The organism is Dyadobacter sp. 676 (assembly GCF_040448675.1).
Taxonomy (GTDB): Bacteria; Bacteroidota; Bacteroidia; order Cytophagales; family Spirosomataceae; genus Dyadobacter.
Genome location: NZ_CP159289.1, coordinates 1,951,425 through 1,977,043 on the forward strand (window position 1 = coordinate 1,951,425; position 25,619 = coordinate 1,977,043).

17 protein-coding genes are annotated in these 25,619 nt (G+C 52.1%); 6 read left to right on the forward strand and 11 right to left on the reverse strand.

Annotated features, from left to right (window positions below; translation table 11 throughout):
* Positions 1-131 precede the first annotated feature (131 nt).
* The 6 genes from xylA (at position 132) to ABV298_RS08850 (ending at position 8,803) form a co-directional block, all read left to right on the forward strand.
* A complete protein-coding gene (gene xylA / locus ABV298_RS08825) occupies positions 132-1,460 on the forward strand; it encodes a xylose isomerase (protein WP_353721774.1) in 1,329 nt (442 codons plus the stop codon).
* Positions 1,461-1,583: 123 nt separating this feature from the next.
* Complete coding sequence (locus ABV298_RS08830) at positions 1,584-3,251, forward strand: tetratricopeptide repeat protein (protein WP_353721775.1); 1,668 nt, start codon at positions 1,584-1,586, stop codon at positions 3,249-3,251.
* Between the two features lie 233 nt (positions 3,252-3,484).
* A complete protein-coding gene (locus tag ABV298_RS08835) occupies positions 3,485-4,033 on the forward strand; it encodes a carboxypeptidase-like regulatory domain-containing protein (RefSeq protein ID WP_353721776.1) in 549 nt (182 codons plus the stop codon).
* Entirely contained in the window at positions 3,969-6,242 is a 2,274-nt protein-coding gene (locus ABV298_RS08840; protein WP_353723160.1) for a TonB-dependent receptor, read from the forward strand. Before ABV298_RS08835 ends, ABV298_RS08840 begins: the two co-directional genes overlap by 65 nt.
* 40 nt (positions 6,243-6,282) lie before the next feature.
* Positions 6,283-7,545: a right-handed parallel beta-helix repeat-containing protein gene (locus ABV298_RS08845; protein ID WP_353721777.1), complete on the forward strand. Its 1,263-nt coding sequence runs from the start codon at positions 6,283-6,285 to the stop codon at positions 7,543-7,545.
* Between the two features lie 163 nt (positions 7,546-7,708).
* Positions 7,709-8,803 (forward strand): phytase, encoded by a 1,095-nt coding sequence (locus tag ABV298_RS08850; protein WP_353721778.1) that lies wholly within the window; start codon positions 7,709-7,711, stop codon positions 8,801-8,803.
* A 105-nt stretch (positions 8,804-8,908) separates the two neighbouring features.
* Here ABV298_RS08850 and ABV298_RS08855 read toward each other — a convergent pair whose 3' ends face one another.
* The 11 genes from ABV298_RS08855 to ABV298_RS08905 all read right to left on the reverse strand — a co-directional run bounded on the left by ABV298_RS08855 (position 8,909) and on the right by ABV298_RS08905 (position 25,619).
* Positions 8,909-10,408 carry a RagB/SusD family nutrient uptake outer membrane protein gene (locus ABV298_RS08855; RefSeq protein ID WP_353721779.1) on the reverse strand — a complete coding sequence of 500 codons (1,500 nt, stop codon included), beginning with the start codon at positions 10,406-10,408 and terminating at the stop codon, positions 8,909-8,911.
* A gap of 28 nt (positions 10,409-10,436) precedes the next feature.
* Complete coding sequence (locus ABV298_RS08860) at positions 10,437-13,925, reverse strand: SusC/RagA family TonB-linked outer membrane protein (RefSeq protein ID WP_353721780.1); 3,489 nt, start codon at positions 13,923-13,925, stop codon at positions 10,437-10,439.
* A 20-nt stretch (positions 13,926-13,945) separates the two neighbouring features.
* Entirely contained in the window at positions 13,946-14,962 is a 1,017-nt protein-coding gene (locus tag ABV298_RS08865; RefSeq protein ID WP_353721781.1) for a FecR domain-containing protein, read from the reverse strand.
* 71 nt (positions 14,963-15,033) lie between these two features.
* A complete protein-coding gene (locus tag ABV298_RS08870; RefSeq protein ID WP_353721782.1) occupies positions 15,034-15,699 on the reverse strand; it encodes an RNA polymerase sigma-70 factor in 666 nt (221 codons plus the stop codon).
* A 176-nt stretch (positions 15,700-15,875) separates the two neighbouring features.
* Entirely contained in the window at positions 15,876-17,588 is a 1,713-nt protein-coding gene (locus ABV298_RS08875) for a GMC family oxidoreductase (protein WP_353721783.1), read from the reverse strand.
* Between the two features lie 86 nt (positions 17,589-17,674).
* Positions 17,675-18,196 (reverse strand): gluconate 2-dehydrogenase subunit 3 family protein, encoded by a 522-nt coding sequence (locus ABV298_RS08880; protein ID WP_353721784.1) that lies wholly within the window; start codon positions 18,194-18,196, stop codon positions 17,675-17,677.
* Between the two features lie 238 nt (positions 18,197-18,434).
* Positions 18,435-19,676, reverse strand: coding sequence for an MFS transporter (locus ABV298_RS08885; protein WP_353721785.1), 1,242 nt, complete (start codon positions 19,674-19,676; stop codon positions 18,435-18,437).
* A gap of 144 nt (positions 19,677-19,820) precedes the next feature.
* A complete protein-coding gene (locus ABV298_RS08890; protein WP_353721786.1) occupies positions 19,821-20,309 on the reverse strand; it encodes a lipocalin family protein in 489 nt (162 codons plus the stop codon).
* 105 nt (positions 20,310-20,414) lie between these two features.
* The gene (locus tag ABV298_RS08895; protein WP_353721787.1) at positions 20,415-22,058 is read right to left on the reverse strand and encodes an FAD-dependent oxidoreductase; all 1,644 of its coding nucleotides are present in this window, start codon (positions 22,056-22,058) and stop codon (positions 20,415-20,417) included.
* Between the two features lie 45 nt (positions 22,059-22,103).
* The gene (locus ABV298_RS08900) at positions 22,104-24,158 is read right to left on the reverse strand and encodes an FAD-dependent oxidoreductase (protein WP_353721788.1); all 2,055 of its coding nucleotides are present in this window, start codon (positions 24,156-24,158) and stop codon (positions 22,104-22,106) included.
* 24 nt (positions 24,159-24,182) lie between these two features.
* Positions 24,183-25,619 (reverse strand): RagB/SusD family nutrient uptake outer membrane protein, encoded by a 1,437-nt coding sequence (locus ABV298_RS08905; RefSeq protein ID WP_353721789.1) that lies wholly within the window; start codon positions 25,617-25,619, stop codon positions 24,183-24,185.

Sequence of the window (25,619 nt, forward strand, 5' to 3'; positions counted from 1 at the left end):
ATAAAATGTCAATTTTACACTTATTAATTAAATAAGGAAAAAAGGAGGATGGAGGAAAGGGGGAAACACTTCTCCCGTTACTGCATCCGCCGGTTTGTTAAAGCATTAGAAAAACGATTAACTACATTACAATGAGCATTCTACTCGGAGAACAGGAGTATTTCAAGGGCATCGGCAAAATCGCTTACGAAGGGCCCGAAACCGACAACCCGCTGGCTTACCGCTGGTACGACGAAAACCGCATCATCGCCGGCAAAACGATGAAAGATCACCTGCGCTTCGCAGTGGCTTACTGGCACACATTCTGCGGTGCCGGTCTGGACCCGTTCGGTGGCCCGACACTTTTTTACCCCTGGGATAAAAAAGCCGACGCCGTTGACCGCGCCAAAGACAAAGCCGATGCCGCTTTCGAATTCATTACCAAGCTGGGTCTGCCTTACTACTGCTTCCATGATGTAGACGTAGTGGATTACGACGACGACGTGCGTACCAACGAAAAACGCCTGCAAGCCCTGACTGAATATCTGGGACAAAAACAGAAAGCATCCGGCGTGAAACTTCTTTGGGGAACCGCCAACCTGTTCGGGCACCATCGCTATATGAACGGCGCTTCCACCAACCCGGATTTCGATGTGGTAGCACACGCCGGGGCGCAAATCAAAATGGCCCTCGACGCGACGATCGCGCTGGGCGGTGAAAACTACGTCTTCTGGGGTGGCCGCGAAGGTTATATGAGCCTTTTGAATACCGATATGAAACGCGAGGAGGAGCACTTCGCACAAATGCTGAAAATATCGGTTGCATACGCACGTGCAAATGGTTTCAAAGGTAAATTCTTCATTGAACCGAAGCCTTGCGAGCCTACCAAACACCAGTACGACTACGATGCTGCCACCGTAATCGGCTTCCTTCGCCAGCACGATCTGTTGGCCGATTTCAGCCTGAACCTGGAAGTGAACCACGCTACATTAGCCGGGCACACTTTCGAACACGAACTGCAGGTAGCCGCCGACGCGGGTATCCTTGGGTCGATCGATGCCAACCGTGGTGACTATCAGAACGGCTGGGATACCGACCAGTTCCCTAACGACATCGCCGAATGGACCCGCGCATTGCTCGTGATCCTGAACGCAGGCGGTTTGCAGGGCGGTGGTATCAACTTCGACGCGAAACGTCGCCGCAACTCGACCGACGTGGATGACGTATTCCACGCACACATCGGCGGTATCGACACCGTAGCACGTGCCCTGGTGATCGCCGACAAGATCCTGCAAAACGGAGAGTACGACAAAATCCGTAAAAACCGGTATGCCAGCTTCGACAGCGGCAAAGGTGCAGATTACGAAAAAGGTGCATTGAAACTGGAAGACCTGTTCGAGCACGCCGCTGCCAAAGGCGAGCCCGCAACGACTTCCGGCAAGCAGGAATACCTCGAAAACCTGATCAACCGGTTCATCTGAGGTTAGCCTCCATGTTACCTCAATATTAATTTTCAAAAGCCATTGATGTATTTCGATGGCTTTTGGCATTCATAGGCAGGCACACACCGTAACTTGCATGAAATTAACCTAGCGCTTTCTGCCATGCATAACTGCCGTGCCAAAGAGCATTCGTCCCCTCCCATTCTGTCCGGCATTGTCCTGTTTGCCTGGATAATTTCGATATCCTGCACATTTGTTCAAACCGTATCGGGCCAGGCAAATTTCACGGAACGCGGCGTTCCGGCAAGTCCGCAGAATCCCGATTCTTTGCTGATTGGATTGAAAACAAATTATAACTCAGCAGTCGGAAAGAATAACGAACTGGAAGCCGCGGGCTATTTGCAGCAAATCGGCAGGTTGCTTTTTATTTCGGGACATTACCCGCAGTCGCTGGACTACCTGCTGAAAGCCGAAAAGATATTCCGCAACCGGGGCCAGAAAAAGATGCTGGCCGCGAACCTGAATATGCTCGGCGAGCTCTATTACCGCACCCGCAGGCCGCAACTGGCCCGGAAACAATACGACGAGGCATTGATCATTTACCAAAACCTCCGACAGGAATCGGGCAAAGCGGAGATTTACGGGCGCATCGGCCACCTCTATGAAAAGCGTGAAATGTACGACAGTGCTTTCTACTTTCAGCACAAGGCACTACATTCCTACGAGCTCGACCGCCGTACGGACGGTGCCGCGAAGATCTACGAGAACATCGGCAGCATTTATGAAGACCTGGGAAAATACGACTCGGCTTATTTCTATTTCAACAAGGCTTATGCCCTCAATGCCCGGACGCACAATGCACGTGCGCAGGTAGAAGTGGTGAATAATCTGGGGGATGTACTGCGAAAAACCGGCCGGTTCCGTGAAGGGCTCGCTTATAGTCTGCAAAGCCTGAAACTTGCCCAAACCAATGGCGAACGCTACCAGATTTCGAGCGCCTATAATGATATTGCCAAAACCTATAACCTGCTGGTCCGCAACGACAGTGCATTCCACTATCTGGCGCTGAGCCGAAGCCTGCTGAACGACATCTATTCAGAAGAAAGCAACAAGCAGCTTGCATTGCTGCAAACACTTTATGAAATAGAAAAAAAAGACAATGAGATAGCCCAACTGACCCAGGCCAGGCGGATCGATACGCTGATTTCGATTGCTACGGGCATTGTAATAGTATTGATTATCGCGGTTGCAGCATTAATTATCAGCCGGCAACGCCTCAAAATCCGGAACGAACAAAAATTGCTTGCACAGCACAAGCAGGTGTACGAGGCCCAAAGCCAGTTGATGGAAGCGGAACTGAAAAACAAGAAGCTGGAAGAAGAAAACCTGAAACAACAACTCGAAACCAAAACGCAGGAACTGAGCAGCTACACCTTGCATGTGATCCGCAAAAACCAGTTGCTGGAAGACCTCCGCGCCAGACTCGACGAAATGATCAAAGACGATAAACGCGACCAGCGGAAGCAGATCAAGGCGTTATCCGAGCAGATCGGCGAAGGCTTGCAGGATAACCGGCATTGGGAAGAATTCCGGGGTATATTCGAGCAGGTACACCAGTCGTTTTTCGACCGGCTGCAACAACAAACCGGCCCGCTCACCGCCAACGACCTGCGGCTGATCGCATTGATCAAAATGAACCTCACCTCCGCCGACATCGCCACACTCCTCGGCATTTCGCAGGACAGCCTGCGTGTAATCCGCCACCGCCTGCGCAAGAAACTGAACCTCGCGCCAGGCGACAATCTTTCGGCTTATATCCAATCTATCTGAGTGGTTAACAGTTTGTTAATACTGTCGTAACACAAACATAATGGCATTGCCAAGAAAATCAACAGGCTGAATACCAAAGACATACAAACAATAAGCAACGCTTGTTGCCTTGATGTAACGCCGCGAAATCGCCTGTTGCCCTTTTGTTAACAGGCCGGATTTGGATCACAAACTTTGTTCTGCACACCTTCGCATCAACAAAAGAAAACGAAAGCCGACAGCCCCCAAATGCGATGATCCGACGTTACCTGTATATCCTTCTGCTTTTATTCACATTCACGAGCCTTCATGCCGGGACGTTGAAAGGCAAGCTCCTCGAAGCCGCCACCGGCGAGCCGGCATTGGGCGTGGTAATCGTTGTCGAGGGTACTAACCTGCACGATATTTCAGGGCTCGACGGCTCGTTCTCAATCCCTAACCTGCAAAAAGGCTCCTACCGGCTTAGCATCCGGCACATTTCCTATACTCCCATTCAAAAGGAGTTTGCAATCAGCGGGAATGAAGTAGTTCAAATGGATCTTTTGCTCGAAGCGGCGGCGGGCCTGAAACTCGAAGAAGTAGCCGTCACCGGCAAACGCGACGGCGCCAGCGACAACACCGCGCGATTGATGGAGCGCAATGCCAGCCAGGTAATGAATATTGTTTCCGGCAAAACTATTCAAATATCCCCCCGACCTCACGGTAGCGAACGTCATCCAGCGCATTTCCGGAATATCCATCGAGCGCAACAGCAATGGCGATGGCCAATACGCGATCCTGCGCGGAATGGACAAACGCTATAATTATACCCTGGTGAATGGCGTCAAAATCCCCAGTCCGGATAATAAATACCGCTATGTGCCGCTGGATATCTTCCCTTCCGACCTTCTCGACCGCCTCGAAGTGTACAAGGCATTAACGCCCGCCATGGAAGGCGACGCGATCGGCGGCGCGGTGAATATGGTCATGAAGGATGCGCCCGACAAGTTTACGCTCTCTGCAAACGTATCAACCGGCTACAACGAGCTATTTATGGACCGCAAGTTTATGGGCTACGATTTCCGGAATATCCTATCGAAGTCGCCGTATGAGCGCAATGGTAGCCAGTATAATGCGGTCCCGGCGGATTTTTCGGCGGCAGCCGTGAATTACAAACACAAAACGCCCGCCCCCAACCTGCTTGGAAGCATTGCCGTAGGGAATCGTTTTCTGCACGACAAGCTGGGTATCCTGCTCGCGGGAAGTTACCAGAACACCCATCGCGGAAGCAATAGCCTGTTCTTCGACTCCGAGGCGGTCGATACTCTGCGCGGCGAAGTACTTACCAAAATGAGCGAACGGCAGTATTCCGAGCAGCAAATCCGCTGCGGTTTGCATTCCAAAATCGATTTCCGCATTAATGAAAAACACAAAATCCAATTCTATAATGCGTTCATGAACCTGACGAACGTCCAGGTACGCGATGTCAAATCCACCCAGCTTACGATTGGCGGCTACGACCCTGTGGCCGGCAATGCGACGCTCGGCTATTCCACCCGCTCGCGTCTGACCAGGCAGCAAATCTTCAACAGTACGTTGCAGGGAAAACACCAACTGCTCGAAGCGCTGGCTCTGCAATGGTCGGCAGTGTATTCCAAAGCGACCAGCGAGGTTCCCGACAATGTGACCGTGCCGCTGATCGGGGTGATGGAAAACTTCCGGGAAAGAAAAACGACCGTCGGCGACGCCTCGCGCCGCTGGGAGCACAACTCCGACCGCGACCTTTCGGGCTACTTCAATCTGGTTTATCATACGGTTATGGGCGCGGCGCAGGTGGAATGGACCACAGGCGGATTGTTCCGCGACAAATCACGCTCCAATTTTTATAATAACTACCAACTCCGGCCCGCCGACCCGTTTGCAGAATATGGAAGAGATTTTACCGACTACACCCAGATCCGCTGGACGATTCAGAACCCGCGCGGCTCTGTCGCCAGCGCGCTGAATTATGATGCTACCGAGCAAATCAAAGCGGGTTTCATTCAATTCAAAGCCGAAACAAAATACCTGGAAATCCTCGGTGGCGTGCGTGCCGAAGCGACCAACCAGGGATATTCGATGCTATTTCCTATCGGCGAAGACCGGCCGGATGGCAGGCAAAAGTACACCGACATTTTGCCGAGCCTGCATTTTAAATACAAGCCGAAAGACCATATCAACCTGCGTGCCTCCTACTTCCGGTCGGTCAACCGCCCGGGCTTCTTTGAGATCGTGCCTTACCGCATCGTGCAGGAAGAATACCAGGAGCGCGGCAATCCCGATCTGAAACGCGCTATCGCCGACAATATCGACCTGCGCTATGAGCTCTTTCCACGCTCTTCGGAGCAGTTAATGGTGGGTATTTTTTATAAAATGATCAAAAATCCGATCGAATACACACTCCAGCGCGATGCGGTCCGCGGGCAGGACATCTACTATTCGCCCGGCAATTTCGGGAATGCGAAGAACTACGGGCTGGAAATCGATTATATCAAATACATAAAACAGTTCGGGATCAAGGCCAATTATACCTACACCCATTCGCGCATTACCACACCTAAATCCAGGCGCATACGCAACGAAAGCGGCGACCTGGAAACGATCAACGTGAACCAAACCCGGCCGCTTTACGGACAGTCGGCCCATGTAGCCAACCTTTCCATACTTTACAAAAACCAGGAAAACGGCATCGACGCGCAGCTCGCCGGCGGTTACACAGGCGACAGGATTAATACCGTTTCACAGTTCCTCGATAACGACCTCTGGCAAAAGGGTTTTATTCAAATGGATGCCTCCGTCGAAAAAACATTCCGGAACGGTCTGGGCGTGTTTCTGAAAGCGAATAACCTCCTGGACACGCCAATGGAAGTTTACATGAAGAATACCAATGCCTCGAATGCCCATATCCCGCACCAGGACCTGCCTGGCAAAACGCTCATCCGCCGCGACCGTTACCAGCGCTCCTACCTCATTGGCGTACGCTACAAGTTTTAAATCAGTCGTCAAATTTTTTAATCTCATGAACCAATCCAAAATGAAACACCTATTCATGCTTTCAGCCCTCGCCGCATTGCTGATCACCGGTTGCAGCGACGACAAAGACGAACCCACGCCCGTGGACCCACAGCCTACTGAACAGTCTGTAACCGGCGAGGTCTCCGGCACCTGGACTAAAGGCAATACCTACAAAGTGACCGGGCACCTCCAAATCCCGGAAGGCAAATCCCTGACCATTGAGGAAGGCGTAACCGTGCTTTTCAGCGACTCGGTAGTGAAGCCGGAAGTGGTCGTGAAAGGCAACCTGTACAGCCTGGGTACCGCCGCCGCGCCGGTGAAATTTACCATACCCGACGCCTGGAAAACGCCAGTTAACCAATTCGGTAACCTTTGGGGCGGTCTTATTGCCGGTCCGAATTCCGCTGAATTTGTCCTGAGCAACACCATTCTCGAATATGGCGGCGCGGTAACCACAGAAGAATCGCCATCGGTGAAGGCGGGTCTGTACAAAGCGAAGGCCGGCGAGCATGTACCGGTAGTTTATTACCCCAACAAAGACGGCAAACTGGTGGTTGTGAACAGTACCATCCGCAATTTCAACGAGGACGGCTTTTATATCGAAGGCGGGAAGGTGATCATTGCCAACAATATGTTCTATACCACCGGCGTATCGGGCGGCGACGCGATCAATATCAAATCGGGCGTGCAGGCCGACGTGGCATTCAACCTCGTTTACAGCCCCAATACCAATGCGTTGAAACTTTCCAACTCCGGCTACCGCACCCCGCAGGCGTATATCGTTGGATACAACAATACGATCATCAATGCGGGTTGGAGAAGGCCCACTACCAAAGGAGGTTCCATCTGGCTCGAAAAAGGCGTTCGCTCGGACCTTTACAATAATCTGCTTGCCAACGACCGTTTCGGGATCAAGAAGGAGAATGTGGATAAATCGGTAGACGATCGGTCGGTGATCAGCAACACACTGTATTACGGCGCTACCGAGGAAGGTGTGAAGCAGTTCCAACCTTCGGCCGAGATCCTGAAAGGTGCCGACGACCTGATCTCCGCCAAAGTGGGTGATAACGATCCCAAATTCGTGAACTATCCGTTGACGACCGAGGGCAAAAACGCCACTTTCAACACTGCGTGGGACTTCCATGTGCAAGCGGGCTCACCGGCGCTGGGTAAGGGCAAAACCAATTTTACCCGCCTGTACGCAAACGGCCTCGTGATCAACGGCGTAACATACAAATCGCCCGCTCCTGCCGACTACATCGGGGCGTTCGGCACCAAGTAATCTTCTATTCATACAAAGTGTACCAGGTGTGATGTAATGTCACATTGAGCGGACGGGCCGCCGGGCGGTCGAAACATCTTGCGTGATGCCTTCGACCGCAGCTGCGGCTGCTCCCGCTCAGACTGACATTCTTAGTCCAGTACAATCTACATTATTCCAGCCAGTGAAATTATTCATAATACCGGCCATTTCCGGCCTGGCGGCAATGGTTATTGCTTGCCAGTCCACCCAAAACGCCCCCTTTCATTCCGCTAAGGCTGACACTGTCAGTTCAATCGTCCAGCCGGTTTTCATTACCGACACCGTTGCCCACGATACCGACGATCCGGCGATCTGGATCAACCCCGCCGATCCCGCCCAAAGCCTGATCATCGGTACGGACAAAGACCAGGACGGCGGCCTGTATGTGTTCGACCTACAAGGCAAATTGCAGCGCGACAAAACCGTCACCGGCCTGAAACGCCCTGACAATGTCGACGTCGAATATGGCCTGAATCTCGCCGGCAAGCCCACCGACATCGCCGTCACCACCGAGCGGTTCACCCACAAGCTGCGCATTTACAGCCTGCCCCACATGCGGCCTGTCGACAATGGTGGTATCGAGGTGTTTGTCGGAGAAACAGGTGAAAATATGCGTGATTTGATGGGTATTGCGCTTTATAAAAGCAAGTCAGACAAAATATACGCCATTGTCGGCCGGAAATCGGGGCCAACCGACGGGACTTATCTTTGGCAATATTTGCTCGAAGACAATGGCAAAGGCCAGGTAAAAGCATCGCTCGTCCGCAAATTCGGGAAATACAGTGGTCTGAAAGAAATCGAAGCCATTGCCGTCGACGATCAGTTAGGTTATGTGTATTATTCCGATGAAGGTACGGGCGTCCGCAAATATTACGCCGATCCCGAGAAGGGGAACGAAGAGCTGGCGCTTTTTGCCACCAGCGGCTTTACCGAAGACCATGAGGGCATTTCCATTTACCAGCTCACGGAAAGTACCGGCTACATTCTCGTTTCGGACCAGGGTGCCAATAGTTTTCAGATATTTCCAAGAGAAGGAACATCCGGCAAGCCTCATCAACATCCTCTACTGAGAAAAGTGACCGTCAGAGCAAGCCACAGCGACGGCTCCGATGTCGTATCTGTTCCCCTCGATGCGCAATTCAAAAATGGTTTGTTCGTAGCTATGAGCGACGATAAAACGTTTCATTTGTACCGCTGGGAAGACATTGCCGGAAAACATTTGAAATCGATCAGGTAACCGGAGTTGACACTGCGTAAAACAAATAAGCCACCGGAAGTTCCGGAGGCTTATCGATTACTATCTACTATTAAACTGGCTGAGTTTAATGATTAACCTGTTCTGCTAATATCCTTTGTTCTGGTTCAGATTGGTGTTGTTGCGGATCTCCGCTGTCGGAATAGGGAAAAGCAACTCACGCTCCGTCAAAGTGGGCCCGTAGGAGAATTTGTGCCCGACATAGTTGTCGAATTTTTTGGTAGTTACATTGAATGCCTTCCGCAAACGCGCCATATCGAACCAGGTGATGTTTTCGAAGCACAGTTCGTGCCAGCGTTCTTTCCATACCGCCTCGCGGAATGTGTCTTTGGTGAGCCCGGCCAATGCAGGTAGCTGCGCCCGGGTGCGGATCGCATTTACCGCCTCATAGGCTTTGGCCGACGGGCCACTTACTTCATTGGAAGCTTCTGCATACATTAGGAGCACATCGGCATAGCGGATCACCGGCCAGTTCAGGTCACTGTTGGCCGTGCTGGTTTGGGCCACATTGTCAAAATGTTTGTAGATAAAATAGCCTCCCAGGTCGACTTCCTTGGTACGGTCGGATTCGTTGGTGAATTTGGTGAAGAAAAATTGCTTCTCCTTCGCACGCAAATCGTTGGGTTCATATGACCTCACAAAATCACCCGTAGCATAAATGCCGCCCGTTTCATCGGAATAGGCCGAGATATTTTTGTTGTAAGGGATGATGGAAACCTGCCAGTTGGAAGGAAGTATCTGCGTTTTGAACTGGATCATAAAAATGTTTTCCTCCACATTCTTTTTGGCGGGATTATGCAGATCGTCGTAAGAAGCAAACAGTTTGAACTGCTTGGAATCGATTACTTCCTCCGCTTTTTTGGCAGCCAAATCGTAATAAGCGGCACCTTTCTGCAACGGATAGCCGGCCATTGTCAGATAAACTTTCGCGAGCAGCGATTTCACAGCCCCGGTACTCACTTTTCCCGACGCGTCGGTTAGTGGTAAACCGGCGGCTTCCGCGATTTTCAAATCCTCCACAATACGATTGTAAATCTCCTCCGGTGCTGCCGCGGAAGGCCGCAGTTGCTCCGATTGCAAATCAACAGGATCGAGAATAAGCGGGATATTACCGAACATCTGCACCAGGTTGAAATAATAGAATGCGCGGAGGAAATAAGCCTCGCCCATCAGCCGTTTTGCCTCGGCCGCATCCATAGAAATACCGGGTATTTTGGCAATCGACAGGTTCGCATTGGCAATGCCCTTATAATAAAATTGCCAGTACGACTGTCCATAGCCATTGTCGGAAGTATTCCGAAGGTCTTTCACAAAATAGCTGTTCACAGCCTGGCCAAGATCGGTATTTGCAAGGCCGGTGGCAAACTCGGTCATCATCCACGTCCCACCACCGAAGCCGCTGTTCATCGGTACACGCAGGTTGGCATAGATCGCATTCACCGAGCTGCGTGCGTGCTCCGGTTTGGTAAAATAGTTTTCGACCGTAAAATTGCTGGGATCGGATTCATCCAGGAAGTCCGAACAACCTGTCGCCCCGAAAATGCTCAACATGGCGAGCAAGCCGATTTTCTTTGATATGGTAGTCATTATTATTTTCGGATAAGAGTCATTATTGTTACAAACCGATGTTCAGGCCCAGCATAAACACCCGTGGCTTGGGATAGTCGTACAAACCGAAGCCCTGGTCGAACGGTGAGCCGGAGTTAGACACTTCCGGATCGTAGCCCCTGTATTTAGTAGCCACAAAAAAGTTCTGTATCGAGGCGTAAGCTCTCAATCTGTCGAGTTTAAGTTTCGAAACAATATCCGCAGGGAAGGTGTAGGCCAGCAAAAGGTTCCGGCCACGGATAAACGACGCGTCGGTGACCTTGTGGCTGTCGTTGTTAGTCGTGTAATAGGCGTTAATCGGACGGATCTGCGCGATCGGCGTATTCTGGTTGGTCTCGGTCCAGGCATTCAGTACCGTTTTATAGCTGTTCGCGATACCCTGGCGATCCTCCGCCGAGTGGATACTCCTGTCGAGCACGTCGTTGCCGTACATGTATTGCAAGTCGACAGTCAATGACCAGTTTTTGTAATTAAATGTGTTCAGGAAAGTCCCGAAACCGTCCGGAATACCTTTTCCTATTATAGTACGGTCATTATCGTTGATAATACCATCCTTGTTGAGGTCGGCATATTTCACGTCGCCCGGCAGCATATTGTATTTCTTAGCTTCTTCCGCTTCGGCCGTCGACCAGGTACCCAAATGCTGTCTTCCGAAGAATGAACCCACCGGCTCGCCCACACGGATCACCGTCGCGCCCGAGAAGATGTCGCTACCGCCGGAAAGCGCCAACACTTTGTTTTTGTTCACAGAAATATTGAATGTGGTGCTCCATGAGAAATTGTCGGTACGGATATTCGTCGAATTCACGGCAAATTCAATTCCCTTATTTTCCATGCTTCCGATATTGGTAAAAATGCTGCTGTAACCGCTGCTCAATGGAAGCGGCGCGTCCAGAAGCATATCATTTACTTTTCTGCGGTACAGGTCGAGTTCGAAGCTCAGGCGGTTGGAGAACAGGCCCAATTCAACACCGAAGTCGACTTGCTGGGTCTTTTCCCATTGCAGGTTCGGGTTCGCCATCCTGGCGATACCGGTACCGATATTGCGTGAGCCATTGAAAATCACGCTGTAATCGATCACCCCGGAAACGTTGTTGGCCATACCCGCCAATGCGCGGTAAGCAGGAATCTCGGAATTACCGGTCGCGCCATAGCTCGCCCGGATTTTCAAATTGGAAATCGCAGGGACACTTTTCATAAATTCCTCTTCCGTTACGCGCCACGCAACCGCCGCCGACGGGAAGAATGCGTACCGGTTGGCCGCACCGAATTTGGAAGAACCGTCGATACGCCCTGTGAATGTCACGAGGTATTTGTTCATCAGGCCGTAGTTGATCCGTGCGAAGTAGGAGTTCAGACCGTATGCAGTTCCTTCCGACTGCGGTGCCTGCGGGCTCGCACCGGCACCAAGGTTATTGAACTGGAAATAGGTATCGTCAAATCCCTGAGTAATCGCCTGGTTTTCGAAACGGTCCACATGCTGCCACGACAAACCCAGCATCGCATTCACCGAATGGATTCTCGCGAAATCTTTGTTGTAAGTCAGGTAATTCTCGAACTGCCACGAATTGTACCGGTTGTTGATCACGCTCGCATCGCCATTGTTGGAAATGTATTGCAAGCCTTTGGCCGCGAAATAGTCCCGGCGCTGGTTGATCACGTTGGTTCCGACGGTCGTCCGGAATTCGAGCCCTTTGGCGAGCGCAATGCTCGCGTACATATTGCCCAGCATCGTTTGCGTGCGCAGGTAGAACAGGCGCTCGCTCGCTACGCGCAACGGGTTATCGCCACCTTCCATACCCGGATAGTCGCGGTTGCTGGCCCACGCACCGTTGTCATATTTAACGGGAATAATCGGCAATGCTTCCAGCACCTGGCGCATGGTGGTGATACCGCCGCCGCCAAGCTGGTCGATCTGCTTCTCGTTCTGGTCGGTATAGCCGAGCGTACCGCCTACTTTCAGCCAGGGTTTGATTTGTGTATCGAAAACAAAACGGCCAGCGAAGCGCTTCTGCCACGACTCGCGCACGATACCGTTTTCGTTGCGATAATTCAGGAATGCGCCGTAGGTGCCCTTCTCATTACCGCCGGTAAAACCAAGCTGGTGATTCTGGGTAAATGCCTTCTGGAACATTACATCCTGCCAGTCGGTATCATAGAGCGGATTCCCGTTCGAATCGAACAGGCGTGGGTTCGTGCGTTTCAGCTTCGGGTCGGTATACTTGGTGCCGGTGGCCCAGCCCACAGGATCGTACTTGGCCGCATTCGCATAAATGGTCTCTTCCACCGCGAGGAATTCTTTCGAATTCAATACTTCCAGTTTTTTGGGGGCGACGCCGATGCTGAAATCGGAATCGTACGTTACACGGCCACCACCCGCCACGCCACGCTTGGTGGTTACGAGAATTACCCCGTTCGCACCGCGGGCACCATAGATAGCCGTGGACGACGCGTCCTTCAACACCTCGATCGAAGCGATGTCGTTCGGGTTGAGGTAATCGATGGGCGTACTGCCGTTTTGAAGGTCCACTGCATTCAGGATCACCCCATCGATCACATAAAGCGGGTTATTGGAAACACTGATGGAGCTGGCCCCTCGAATGCGTATGTTGGCGCGCCCGCCGGGACGGCCGGAGTTCGACGATACATTGACCCCGGTAATACGTCCGGAAAGTCCCTGGTTCAGGGACGAAGCCGGACGTTCCTGCAATACATCGGCCTTGATTGTACCCACGGCGCCGGTAAGGTCGGATTTTTTGACAGTACCATAACCTACCACGACCACTTCTTCCAGTGCATTTTCATCAGGTACGAGCTTAATGTCGATTACCGATTGGTTGCCGACCGGAACTTCCTGGGACTTATATCCGACAAAACTAAAAACCAGCACATTCTGGCCGCCATCCGGCACTTCGAGCGAAAACTCGCCCTCCGCTCCGGTAGAAGTTCCGCGTTGCGTCCCTTTGAGCAATACACTCACACCCGGCAATGCGCCGCCTGCTTCGTCGGTTACCTTTCCTTTAACTGTTCTTTCGACGACCATTTGCGCTGCCTGACCGGCCGACGCCACCAAACTGCCCGTTGCCTGCGTCTCCGGCAAATTCATCGCCTCATCCTTGACCTCTTTCACGGGCATGGCTTCCTTTGCCTTGCTCTCGGTAATGACAAAAGTATTTTTCCTTGTCCGCTTGTACTTCAATCCATTCTGCCCCAGCAGCAAGTCGAGGTTCCTTTCGATCGGCAGGCTGAGGTCCAGGCTGCTGGAAGCTACATTTACCGAACCTACCAGACGGTCTTCAAAGATGATTTCCACGCCGTAATGCCGTTGCAAGTCCAGCAATACGTTTTTAAGCTTCATTTCCTGGCCTATGTAAGCATGGTTCCTGGCCGGCGTCGACGCAAAGGCAATGACCTGTGAATGCACGACCCGCGAGGATTGCGTCATCAACACAATCCCGATCGCCACCCATTGCTTGGCTGATAGCGTAAGATTCATAATCAATTGGTTTGGAATAATTAATTGTTCGTTAAAAGGATTGTAGCGCCGCTTTGCTCGACTCTGAGGTCAAGCACTTCCGAGATCGTCTTCAAAAGTTCTTCCGCATTTCTGGTCTTGAAATTGCCGGTGATCGACCGTTGGGCGATGCTGGAATCGGACAGGCTCACTTTTTGTCCGAAATTCTCTTCGATCATCGCCAGTATTTCTCCCACGGGTGTGCCGTTGAACACGTATCGTTGCTCCGTCCAGGGAGCGAATGCTTTGATGTCCTGCTTCTTTTCCAGCTGCACCGCGCCTTCCCGGTCTAGGAATGCGAGGTCGCCGGGCTCCATCATAACCTCTTTCCGCTGATTGTTCTGCGAATAATCGATGCGGACACTGCCGGATTTCAGGGCGACCTTCGTGCCCCGGGGCCTTGCAAATACCGAGAATGTGGTACCGAGCACTTCTACCCGGAACTCGTCCGATGTTTTTACCACAAAACGCTTGTGATCGATGGTATGGCTCACCGAAAACTCTGCTTCGCCTCCCAGGCTCACCTCGCGCACATCACCCCAAAAACCCAGTCTCGGTACTTTCAGTCTGGAATTCGAATTCAATGCGACGCGGCTTCCGTCTTCGAGGTATACGTCGGTGGTCTGCCCGTAGGCCGTCTGATAGGATTTGTATAGGATCGGGTCGCGAAACCACCAGCCACAACTTACCAGCACCGTCACCGAAGCTGCTACCAGCCAGAAACGGTTACTGCGGCGCCCGAACCAGGAAGGCAAACGTTCCTCCTCCACCTCCTCCGTCTTTCCCTCCTCTATTACTTCTTCCATACCCGAATCCAGCCTGTGAAGCAGGTTCGTCAGTGCCGCATCCTGATCCGGAACAAACTGGGGCGATTTGGTTTCGTATTCCAGCAGCCATTGATGAAATGTTTCGAGGTTCTGCTTCCGGACGATCCAGTCCTCCACAAGCTGCCTTTCGAGCGGATTGGCGCGACCCGCCAGATACTCGAAAAGGGTATATTTCGATATAGTTTTTTCCATTTGTGTTCGGTTTACAAAATTGACGAGGCCCCACGGGACCGGGCTTCCGGGCCAGGCCTCCACGGCCGGCATTAGAGGATACTCAAAATGGTGAGACACAGCGAAATCATCCATTCGCCATGGAGGGCGGAGCGAAGGTGCTTCAATGCCTTGGAGATATGTACTTCTACTGTTTTGGGCGAAATGTGTAGCTCATCCGCTATTTCATGGTATTTCTTGTTCTCGAAACGGCTCAGCAGGAACACTTTCTGGCACTGCATGGGTAGCCGCGCAATCACTTCATTGACTTTCAGATAGAGATTATTATAATGGATTTCGGCATCAGGCTGCTGATGATAGGTGGAGATCGGATGCTCCTCGTTCATTTCAAGAGTATCGGTCTTTCCGAACTCCCGACGCATATACGTATAGCATTCGTTACGCACGGAACGAAACAGGTAGCTGGTATAGGACGTCGTGATGTTCTCGTATGCCTTCGTGCGGTAAAACTGGAAGAACACCTCGCTTACCAGATCCTCCGCAATTTGTTTGGAATACACAAACCGCACCGCGTGGCTGCAAAGCGGGTTATAATACCGCTTGAACAGCAGTTCCAGACCCTTCCCCGGATTTTGTTCAAAAGCCGATTTCAGAAAGGTAGCAGAATCAATCTCACTTACAGGCGCCTTGCCTTCGTGTACAGGGGACACAAATGGCCCAGGGCGCTTCGTTTCCGGGTTAAGCAAAGGATCGTGCATTGAGTGTCTGTTCGTATGTAATAATTAAAAGACTTTCTTGCATTTAAAATCCCTTACCCTTGATTTAAAAAAACTAAAACTTTTTTAAGTGCTATCCCGACACTTACAAGCCCTAAAAACAAAAAGGCTGCCATTCCCGCGAATAGCAGCCTTTTTCTACAAGTAATTATTTTCGGTTACAAATTCTTCGCCTTCATTTGCTTCACCGCATAATCGGCGGCGCGGGCCGAAAGGGCCATATAGGTAAGCGAGGGATTCTGTGTAGAAGTCGACGTCATGCAAGCGCCGTCGGTCACGAACACATTCTTGCAATGGTGCAGCTGGTTCCATTTGTTGAGCAACGACGTTTTCGGGTCTTTGCCCATGCGTACGCCGCCCATTTCGTGGATATCGTTGCCGGGGTTACGATGATTGTCGTGGGTTTTGACGTTCGTGAAGCCTGCTTTGGTAAACATTTCGCTCACCTGTTCCATGTAATCCCTGATCATCTTCTCGTCGTTGTCGTCATAATCGACGGAGATCCTCAGCTTGGGCATTCCGAACGGATCTTTTTCATTCTTATCGAGGGCCACGAAGTTACTTTCTTTGGGAATTGTCTCACCCATCATGTGCGAGCCAACGCTCCAGTTACCATATTTCGTCTCGTGCAATCCGGCTTTCAGCGATTCACCGAGGCCGTTTCGATCGTTGTAGGTAATGCGGCTGGCACCGAAACCTGCTGCGTAGCCTCTCAAAAAGTCGGTCTCCTGCTTGTAAACATTTCGGAAACGCGGAATGTAGCCGCCATTCGGTCGACGGCCGTCGGTCGTCGAGTCGAGGAAACCTTCGTACTCGCCGGAAACGGTGGCGCGGTAATTGTGAAATGCGATATACTTGCCCAGCAGGCCGTTGTCGTTACCGAGCCCGTTGGGAAAACGGCTCGACGTCGAGTTCAGCAACACCAGATTGGAGTTCAATGCGGACGCATTCAGAAAGATGATATCGGCATAGAACTCGATCATTTGCCTGGTATTCGCATCGATTACGCGCACACCCGAAGCCTTTTGCTTTTTGTCGTCGTAAATGATCGAATGCACCACCGAATGCGGGCGGAGCGTCATATTGCCCGTTTTCATCGCCCACGGAATGGTGGAAGCATTGCTGCTGAAATACCCTCCGAACGGGCACCCGCGCTCGCAGATCGTCCGGTGCTGGCATTTGGCACGCCCCTGATCGAGGTGTATCTGCTGCGGAGCGGTAATATGCGCGGCACGGCCGATGATAATGTGACGGTCCCTGTATTGTTTCGCAACCTGCTCTTTGAAATACTTCTCCACGCAGTTGAGTTCATGCGGGGGCAGGAACTCGCCGTCAGGCAATGCGTCGATGCCGTCTTTATTACCGGTAATACCCGCGAACTTCTCCACATGGCTGTACCAGGGCGCCAGGTCGTCGTAACCGATCGGCCATTCTACGGCGAACTTGTCGCGAGCCGGCCCTTCGAAGTCGTACTTGCTCCAGCGCTGCGTCTGCCGCGCCCAGAGCAGCGATTTGCCGCCCACCTGATAGCCTCTTAGCCAGTCGAAAGGCTTTTCCTGAATGTAGGGATGCTCGTTATCCTTCGCGAAAAAGTGCATCGACGATTCCTTGAAATTATAGCAGCGTGCCGCAATCGGGTTGGCATCGGCTATCTCCTTCGGAAGCCGTTCGCGATGCTCGAATTCCCAGGGCATCATGTTCGTGGTGGGATAGTCCTTGATGTGCTGTACATCCCGGCCACGTTCTAGTACGAGGGTTTTCAATCCTTTTTCGGTCAGCTCCTTCGCCGACCAGCCACCGCTAATCCCCGAGCCAATCACAATGGCGTCGTAGGTGCGTGCTTTTTTACTATCAATATTTATGTTTGCCATAGTTTCGATTAATGGAGGAAAGGAGGGATGGAGGAAAGGGAGCAGGGATTTTTAAAGCCCTTGCTCCCCTTCCTCCATCCCTCCACCTATCCCTTTTTAACAGGTACACACCCGTGGTAACGGGCGGGGATCATTTCGTAATGGGTAATGTTGGTCATCACATATTCCGAGGTCATATATCCCTGGATCGTGAGGTTTTTGACCATACTGAAAAATCCTTTCTGAGCCGCGTCGCCGCCTTTTTCGATCTCCGTCAGGATTTGGAGGCGCTGCTCCTTGTTTGCATCCGCGAACGACTTGCCGAAACGCTGCACGCTCTGCTCGTCGATGTTCGAAATGCCGCTTGAAAGGCTGGCCTGCGCTTTGGCGTCGTAGCAATCCTTAACCATCTTTTGCACAAAATCACCTACCCCCAACTCACCCGCGCCCGGCGTATCGGTTTTGGGGATAATGGTTTCGACGATCATCGTGAGGTTTTTGGACTGGTCTGCCGAAAGCAACCCGCTCTTCGCTACCGCACTTTTGTTCCAACCGGATGCCCACGCAGGCAAACCCGCCATGGCGCCCATGGCAACTGCCATATTCTTAAGCGCAACGCGTCTTTCCATTTTCGTTTCTATTTTGTTTAAACGTCTTTAACTATGCTGTTTTTGTCGATGATGGTCGTTTGTCATGTGTTGTCAGGGATTGTCATGTGTTGTCTGGGATTGGCTTCAACTGGAAATCGTAAGAATTTCTACTTTCTCTGACTACCATTGGCCCCCATGACGAAACCTGACTATTCCTGACCACGCCTGACTATTCCTGACTGCTCTTGACCACACATGACTCCCCCCGTCCCAACCGTCACTCTTCCAAAAAGTCCAGATCGCGGCCATGCGTTTCGGGGATTGTGAGAATGCAGAAGATACCTATTGCAAAACAGATCAGCCCCACGAGCGCCCCGGCCTGAATGACGGTAAAAGAATCTTTAAAAATAGCAAATAATGTAGTCATTCCTACTACGGTCCCACGCACCATATTGGGAACGGTAGTGGCGGCCGTAGCACGCAGGTTGGTCCCGAACTGCTCTGCGCCGATGGTCACGAACATAGCCCAGTAACCGATTCCGAATCCGAGCAACGTAGCCACGAGGTAGAACAGCGAAGCCGATTTGATACCCGCGAACAGGTAGACAATGCTGCCGATCAATGTAAAAATCATTAAATAAAAGACCGCCTTTTTACGCGATTCGAGCCAGTGACTGATGAACCCGCTGCAAAGATCGCCCGCCGAAAGGCCAACATAGCACCACATAATCGAAAGGCCGGGTTTGATGGGCTCGTCGATGCCCAGGGCCTTACCGAACTCGTTGCTGAATGTGGCCAGAATACCGATCACAAACCATGTAGGCAGCCCGATACCGATGCACCGCAGGTAGCGCCCAAGCCGGTCCCGGTTATTGAACAACGCGAAAAAGTTACCTTTTTCGACATGCTCCTTTTCTTTAATATCCTTGAAAATCCCCGATTCGAACACGCCGATCCGCAGAAGCAGCAGCGAAATTCCCAGTCCGCCGCCGATAAAATAGGCGTACCGCCAGTTGAAAAACTCGACCGTAAAATAGGCTACCACAGCACCGAGCAAACCGATGCCGGCGACCAGCGACGTTCCGATCGCACGCAAATGCTTGGGGAGGATTTCCGACACCAATGTAATGCCCGCGCCCAGCTCGCCCGCCAGACCGACGCCCGCGATAAAACGGAGTAACTTGTAAACCGTAACGTCCTGCACAAAACCGCAGGCGATATTAGCAAGCGAATAGGTGATAATGGAGCCAAAAAGTACGGAAAGCCGGCCCTTTTTATCCCCCAAAACACCCCAGAGGATACCGCCGAGCAACAGCCCCGTCATCTGCCAGTTCAGAATACTGGCGCCGGTAATGGAAATATCCGCTTCCGAGAGCCCTAATGCGGCCAGGCTGGGCAGCCGGACGATCCCGAAAAGGAGCAAATCGTAAATATCAACAAAATAACCAAGGGCAGCGACTATAACGGGAGCACTGAAAAGGTAGGAAGCATCTGAGCGCGTTGCGGAAACGGATGACATTTGGTTTTGTATGGGTTTCATCGGAATAACGTACAATATTATGCAAATAGCCGGACATAAGCCCGGCTATTCGTTGGCAAATTTATAAAATTCAAAGAGAAAGTTTTGTTTTACAGAATATTGACTTTCTCTTGCTTTCATTGTCTATATCTTCTTGAATACGATGGTCATTTTATATTTGACGCCGTCTTCTTCCTCCGTTGTCGACCATTTCATTTCGGTCGCACCGGTTTCAAGGTCAAATTCTGTGACGTCCGTGCCTTCGGTGAGCACTATTTTCTTGTCTTTAACCGCCCATTTGGAGGCATCGTCGACAATATCCGCTTCGTCGAGCACATCGTCGCAGCCGATCGGTACTTTCGCGCCGATTGTACCATTGCTTTTGAAAGTGAGCTCGGTTTCCGACAAGCATTTCTTATCGGTAAGCGCTTCGTAGAACGCGAGCACGTCGGAAATGCCGTTCTGGGCCGGGTCCACCGTCATTGCCTTGATTTTCCAGGTGCCTTCCACGGCATTGCCGGAAGGCGTTTGGGGAGCCGGATCGTCGGAATCTTTGCTGCAAGCCAGCATTGTTGCCGCGCATACGAATAACATCAGGTAATTCGCCAGATTTTTCATGGATGGTGTTTTCATGGTTGCTTTTTTGTGATTAATAACCACAAAATTAAGCCCTTACTAATCCATCCCGACGCATTTCCGAGTGACCGGTAGGCCAACTGAGTGACCGGTCGCGCCGCCTCAGAGTTCCAGCTTCTGTTTGTCTTTCAGCAACCGGGCTTTCAGCTTCCCGTAATCCACATCCTGAACGGCCACTTTGGCGTCGATCGCCTGCACGGCAGCCGTGGCGGCGCTTTGCCCGAGAATCATGAAAACCGGCTCCATCCGGATAGAGCCGTAGGCAATGTGCGAAGCCGAAACGCAAACCGGTACCAGCAGGTTTTCACATTCTGCCTTTTTCGGGATGATGGAACCGTAGGAAATGCCGTAAGGCTGTTTCGGATGTACGCCGATATCGCCTTCGTTCTGCACGAAACCATCCTCCTTCACATAGCGCTGCGCATTGTGCGCATCGAGCGAATACGAGCCCATTCCCACCGATTGCTCGACGGGCTTTTTGCCGAGGGTCTCGTTTTCGGTCATCACGCTCTGCCCGAGCATCCTGCGCGCCTCGCGGACGTAAATCTGGTGCGGCCATCCGCCGTTGTCCTTGAATTCGTCCTTCGGCAGCCCCCACTCGTTCATTTTCGCGCGGACGTCCGCCGGCACCGCGGGGTCATTGGCCAGGAAGTACATCAGGCCTTTCTGGTACAGCTCATGCTCTTTGATGATCTCCTTGCGGCGCTCGTAGGAAGCATCGGGGTAATCGTAGTTCTGCCCGATGAAGTCGGTGCTGAACGGGCCGTGGTTGTTGGTGTCGGTTTTGCGGTTGGGGATAGGGTCGTATTTGTCGAATGTTTCGGTCCAGCCAGCCTTGTACACGCGTGCGAGCAACTCGTACTTACCCGGGTCGTAACCTTCCGGTTTCGCGAACGGAATGCGGTTGTCGGGGTGCGACGAGAGGCACATACGGAAGCAATATGCCTGAATTTTGTTGTCCCCCTCCCCATTCTTACCGATTTTCTCGCCCGAAACATAAGGCAGCAAACCGCTTTTGGGGTCACCTTCTACTTTATAAGGGCTGATGTTTTTCGCGAAATAATGCCTGTGCTGGAAAACGCCCGCCTGGATACCGTTCCATTGCTCGTTATAAACGCTGTTGGCTTCGCGCCCCACGTGGTATTTTACGCCCGCCGCCGCCATGAGGTCGCCCTCATAGGTAGCGTCGATGAACATCTTGCCTTTGAATGTCTTGCCGCTTAAAGTTTTAAAAGAGGCAATGCGACCGTTGCTTTTCTGAACGCCGCTTTTACTGCGATCGAGCCATTCGTCGCGATAGACCTTGATATTGTTTTCTTTCACAAAATCCTCGAAGACCTGCTCCGCCACGTGTGGTTCGAAGATCCACATGGTGCGCTCGGCGCCATCCATAGCCACGGTACCCTGGCCCTTGTTGCCATATTCTTCTTTTTTCTGCCAATGCCAGCCCTCGGGTTTGTCGTAATGCAGGTAAACGCGATGATAAAACTCGCGCGCCAATCCGCCGATCACCGATTTGTTGCCGGTATCGGTGAATCCAAGGCCGCCCGACGAAAGCCCGCCCAAATGCTTGTCGGGCGAAACGACGAGCACCGTTTTGCCCGATCTGACCACCTGCACCGCCGCCGTAACAGCCGCACAAGTGCCGCCGTAAACGATCACGTCGGCTTCATACGATTGTGCGAAAAGTGCCCCGGGTATTACCTGGGAAATGAAGATTGCAACCAGTAAGCGTAATTTTCTCATTAATGTCTGATTTAGGATTTGAAATATCGATAACCGAAAAACCAATTATTTTACCTCCGGCACGAATAGAACGGCATCCGCTACGACGGCGCCCGATGCGCCTTCCGACGAAATGCTGACTGCCGATGCGTTACCTTTGGGCAAATTGAATTTACCGACATGGTACCATTCGCCGGAAGTCTGGCCTTCTACCACAATGTCTTTTTCAAGCACCGAAAGGTTCCTAGTTTCACTGCCCGATTGGACGGAAAGCCTTATTTCGGAAGCCGGTTTAGCCACCTTCGGGAAGTACACGTAGATCTGGTAGTCGCCGGAAACGGGAATTTCGGGCGTAAAAGTCACCGAGCCGCCATTTTTGTCGCCTCCGAAAGTCAGGAATGACGGGCCGTAGCCGCCTTTTTTGACCGATTTCCAGTTCCCCTTGACGGAAACGTGCTTACCATCCTCATTATCGACCAGGATTTCGGGCGTCCGGCCGTTCACCAGCGGATCGGCTTTCAGTTTCGCCTGCAATTTCGAAACGTCGATTTGCTGTACGCTCTTTCGGGAATCGATTGCCATCGCCGCTGCAATGGCGGACGACTGGGCGAGTACCATAAACACGGGTTCCATGCGGATCGAACCATAGGCAATGTGTGTCGCCGAGAGGCACACCGGCACCAGCAAATTGGTACACTCCTTCTCCTTGGGCACCAGCGAGCGGTAAGAGATCGGGTAAGGCCCGAAGCCTCCGACCTCCACATTACCTTCGTTTTTCGCCATGCCATTCACCACAATACGCTGAATGTTGTGCGAGTCCATCGTATAAGCCGCCATGCCGACGCCATCTTTCACAACTTCTTTTCCCTCGCAATTGGCCTGCGTCATCACATAGCTGCCGATCATCCGGCGCGCCTCGCGCACATACAGCTGCGGCGACCAGTTACCTGTTTCGACGTATTCGTCTTTGGGATAACCCCATTTCAACATCGCCTCGCGCAGCTCCACGGGCACGCGCGGGTCGTGGCCGAAGAAATAGAGCAAGCCCTTGGTGTAGGTTTCGTGCGCCTTGACGATCTTTTCGCGCCTGGCATAATCGGCATCGGGATATTCGTAGTTCATTCCGATCATGTCCGTCGAGAAGCCATTCCGGTTGTTAATATCCGTTTTGTTGTTCGGCATTTTACTCCAGATGAAGTAATCGTTCAATGCCTTTTTTTCGGGCTGCTTTGCGATCAGGCGCGCCAGCAGTTCAAAATGGCCCGGATCGTAACCCTCCGGTTTGGTGATGGGCACCATATTGGCGGGGTCGGAAGTAAGGCAAATGCGGTAGTTGTACGCCTGCACTTTTTTGTCGCCGGTCCCGTTGGGTTCCAGTTTAGCCGGAGAAATACCCCACAGCAGGCCGCTTTCGGGTTTTCCTTCGATTTTATAAGGATCGATCCCATCGGGGAGCTGGTGCCCTTTCATCAGTTGCACACCGTTGATCGTCTCATTATAGTCGCTGTTCGCTTCCCGGCCAACGGCGTACGAAACACCCGCCCGGGCCATGAGGTCGCCTTCGTAGGTGCAGTCCAGAAAGACCTTCGCAGAGACGGTACGGTTCGTCGCAGCATCGGGTTTAAGGCTGTTTTCCAAAACAATGGACTTGATTTCGGTACCCGATTTGCTGGCGCTGATTACCCGGTTTTGGTAAATTACCTTGATTCCGGCTTCGTCCAGGTATTGCTGCAAATACCTTTTGGCAACCTTCGGCTCGAATGTCCATTGCTCGAATTTCCCATAATGCGTGCCGATGCGTCGGTAGAAATCCCTCGACAGGCCGGTAATGGCATATTTATTCCCGATATCCGTATAGCCCAGGCCACCGGAGGTCATGCCTCCCAGGTGCCCGCCCGGTTCGATCAGTACGACGGATTTGCCCATCTTTTTCGCGGTATATGCCGCGATCACCCCGGCGGAGGTCGCGCCGTAAATGCAGACCTCCACCTGCTCCGGCGCTGCCGCAAGGATACCGGTGCCAGGCTGCTCCTCCGGCCATCGAGTTTCCGGCTCCCGGAACCCCGACAACAGAAATGCTAAAACACAGGCGATCTGCGCAATTGCTATCTTATTTCTCATTGTTTTTAATTGATTACGAAATACTTAGTAACCCGGATTCTGATCCTTGGCGGTAATGGCTTTGTTGTACAAAATCTCCGAATTCGGGATCGGCCACAGCATGTGTTTCTCAGCCACCACGATATTCTTTACTTCCAGAATGCGCTGCTTGGCGATGCCCAACCGCTTCAAATCGTTCCAGCGCTTGCCTTCGTACATCGTTTCATAGCCTCTTTCCTGCACCACCTTATCGATAAAGCTTTGTAACGTAAAATCGGCCAGCTTGAAATCGACGGACGAAGCTGCCTCGGCCGGTTTTCCGTAGGCGCGGCGATGCACTTTGTTCAGGCTTTCAAGTGCTTCTGCGGTGGGTTTGCCGTTGGCACGGGCGTCGGCTTCGGCGTGGAAAAGGAGCAGGTCGGCGTAGCGGTACCAGGGGTAGTCGTTACCGGCACCTCCCGTAGCCAATGGATCGCGGTATTTTCTGTATAACATGGATGTGGTGCCAAGACCAATGTCGACATTGTAGAGAATGTGATTTTTACGCAAATCTTTAAAATCCCAGTTTTTGATCACCGGGTTCGAAACCGAATCGGTGTATTGCGCGTACACACCGCCCGGGCCATAGTAATTATACTGGGCCGTTTTCCGGTGCGCATAACTCACCAGACCGAATCCCTGCTGACGCGAATATTTAAAATAAAAGATCTCCTCCGGCGTATTCACAACTTCGGGCCCATAGATCTTCTGGAAATCCTCGGACGTGCTCACCGCAACGAGCGAATACTTTTTGGAATCGATCACCTCCTTCGCTTTGGCGCTCGATTGCTCCCATTGTTCCAGATACATGTAAACTTCCGAGAGCAGCGTTTTTGCAGCCCATTTTGTGGGGCGACCTATTTCAGCCGGGTTGTCGGGGAGCCCGCTCTCAGCCGCCAGCGCATCGGCGACGATCAGCTTATAAACATCCGCAATACTGGCCCTGGGAACGTCCGCCACCGTCATATTTTCTTCGGTACGCAGGGGAACGCCTGCCCAGTTGCGCACCATCGCGAAATAGATGAGCGCGCGCATGTATTTTGCTTCCGCCACGAACTGGGCCTTCTCCGCGTCCGTCATACCCGTTCCTTTCGGCACGTTGGCGATGACCAGATTGGCATTCCGGATAGATTGGTAGAAATTGTCCCAAATCGTCGCCACGCGGTTGATATTCGTATTATCGAGCCCCTGGTACAAGCTCACGGGCGTTTGCGTGCCTCGCGAATTGCCATAATCGGCCATCCCTTCGAGCTGCGCCGGGTAATTGGTCGACAGTGCCGCGTCCGTCCGCATGGGGCCATAAATAGCGTTCACAGCCGCTTTGGCCTCCGCGGCGGTGTTATAAAAATTTTCAGAAGCCAGCGATTTGGGTTTCTCTTCCAGGATATCGGAACATCCCATGCAAACCGCCGCCAGAAACAAACTGGTGAATATCTTTTTCAT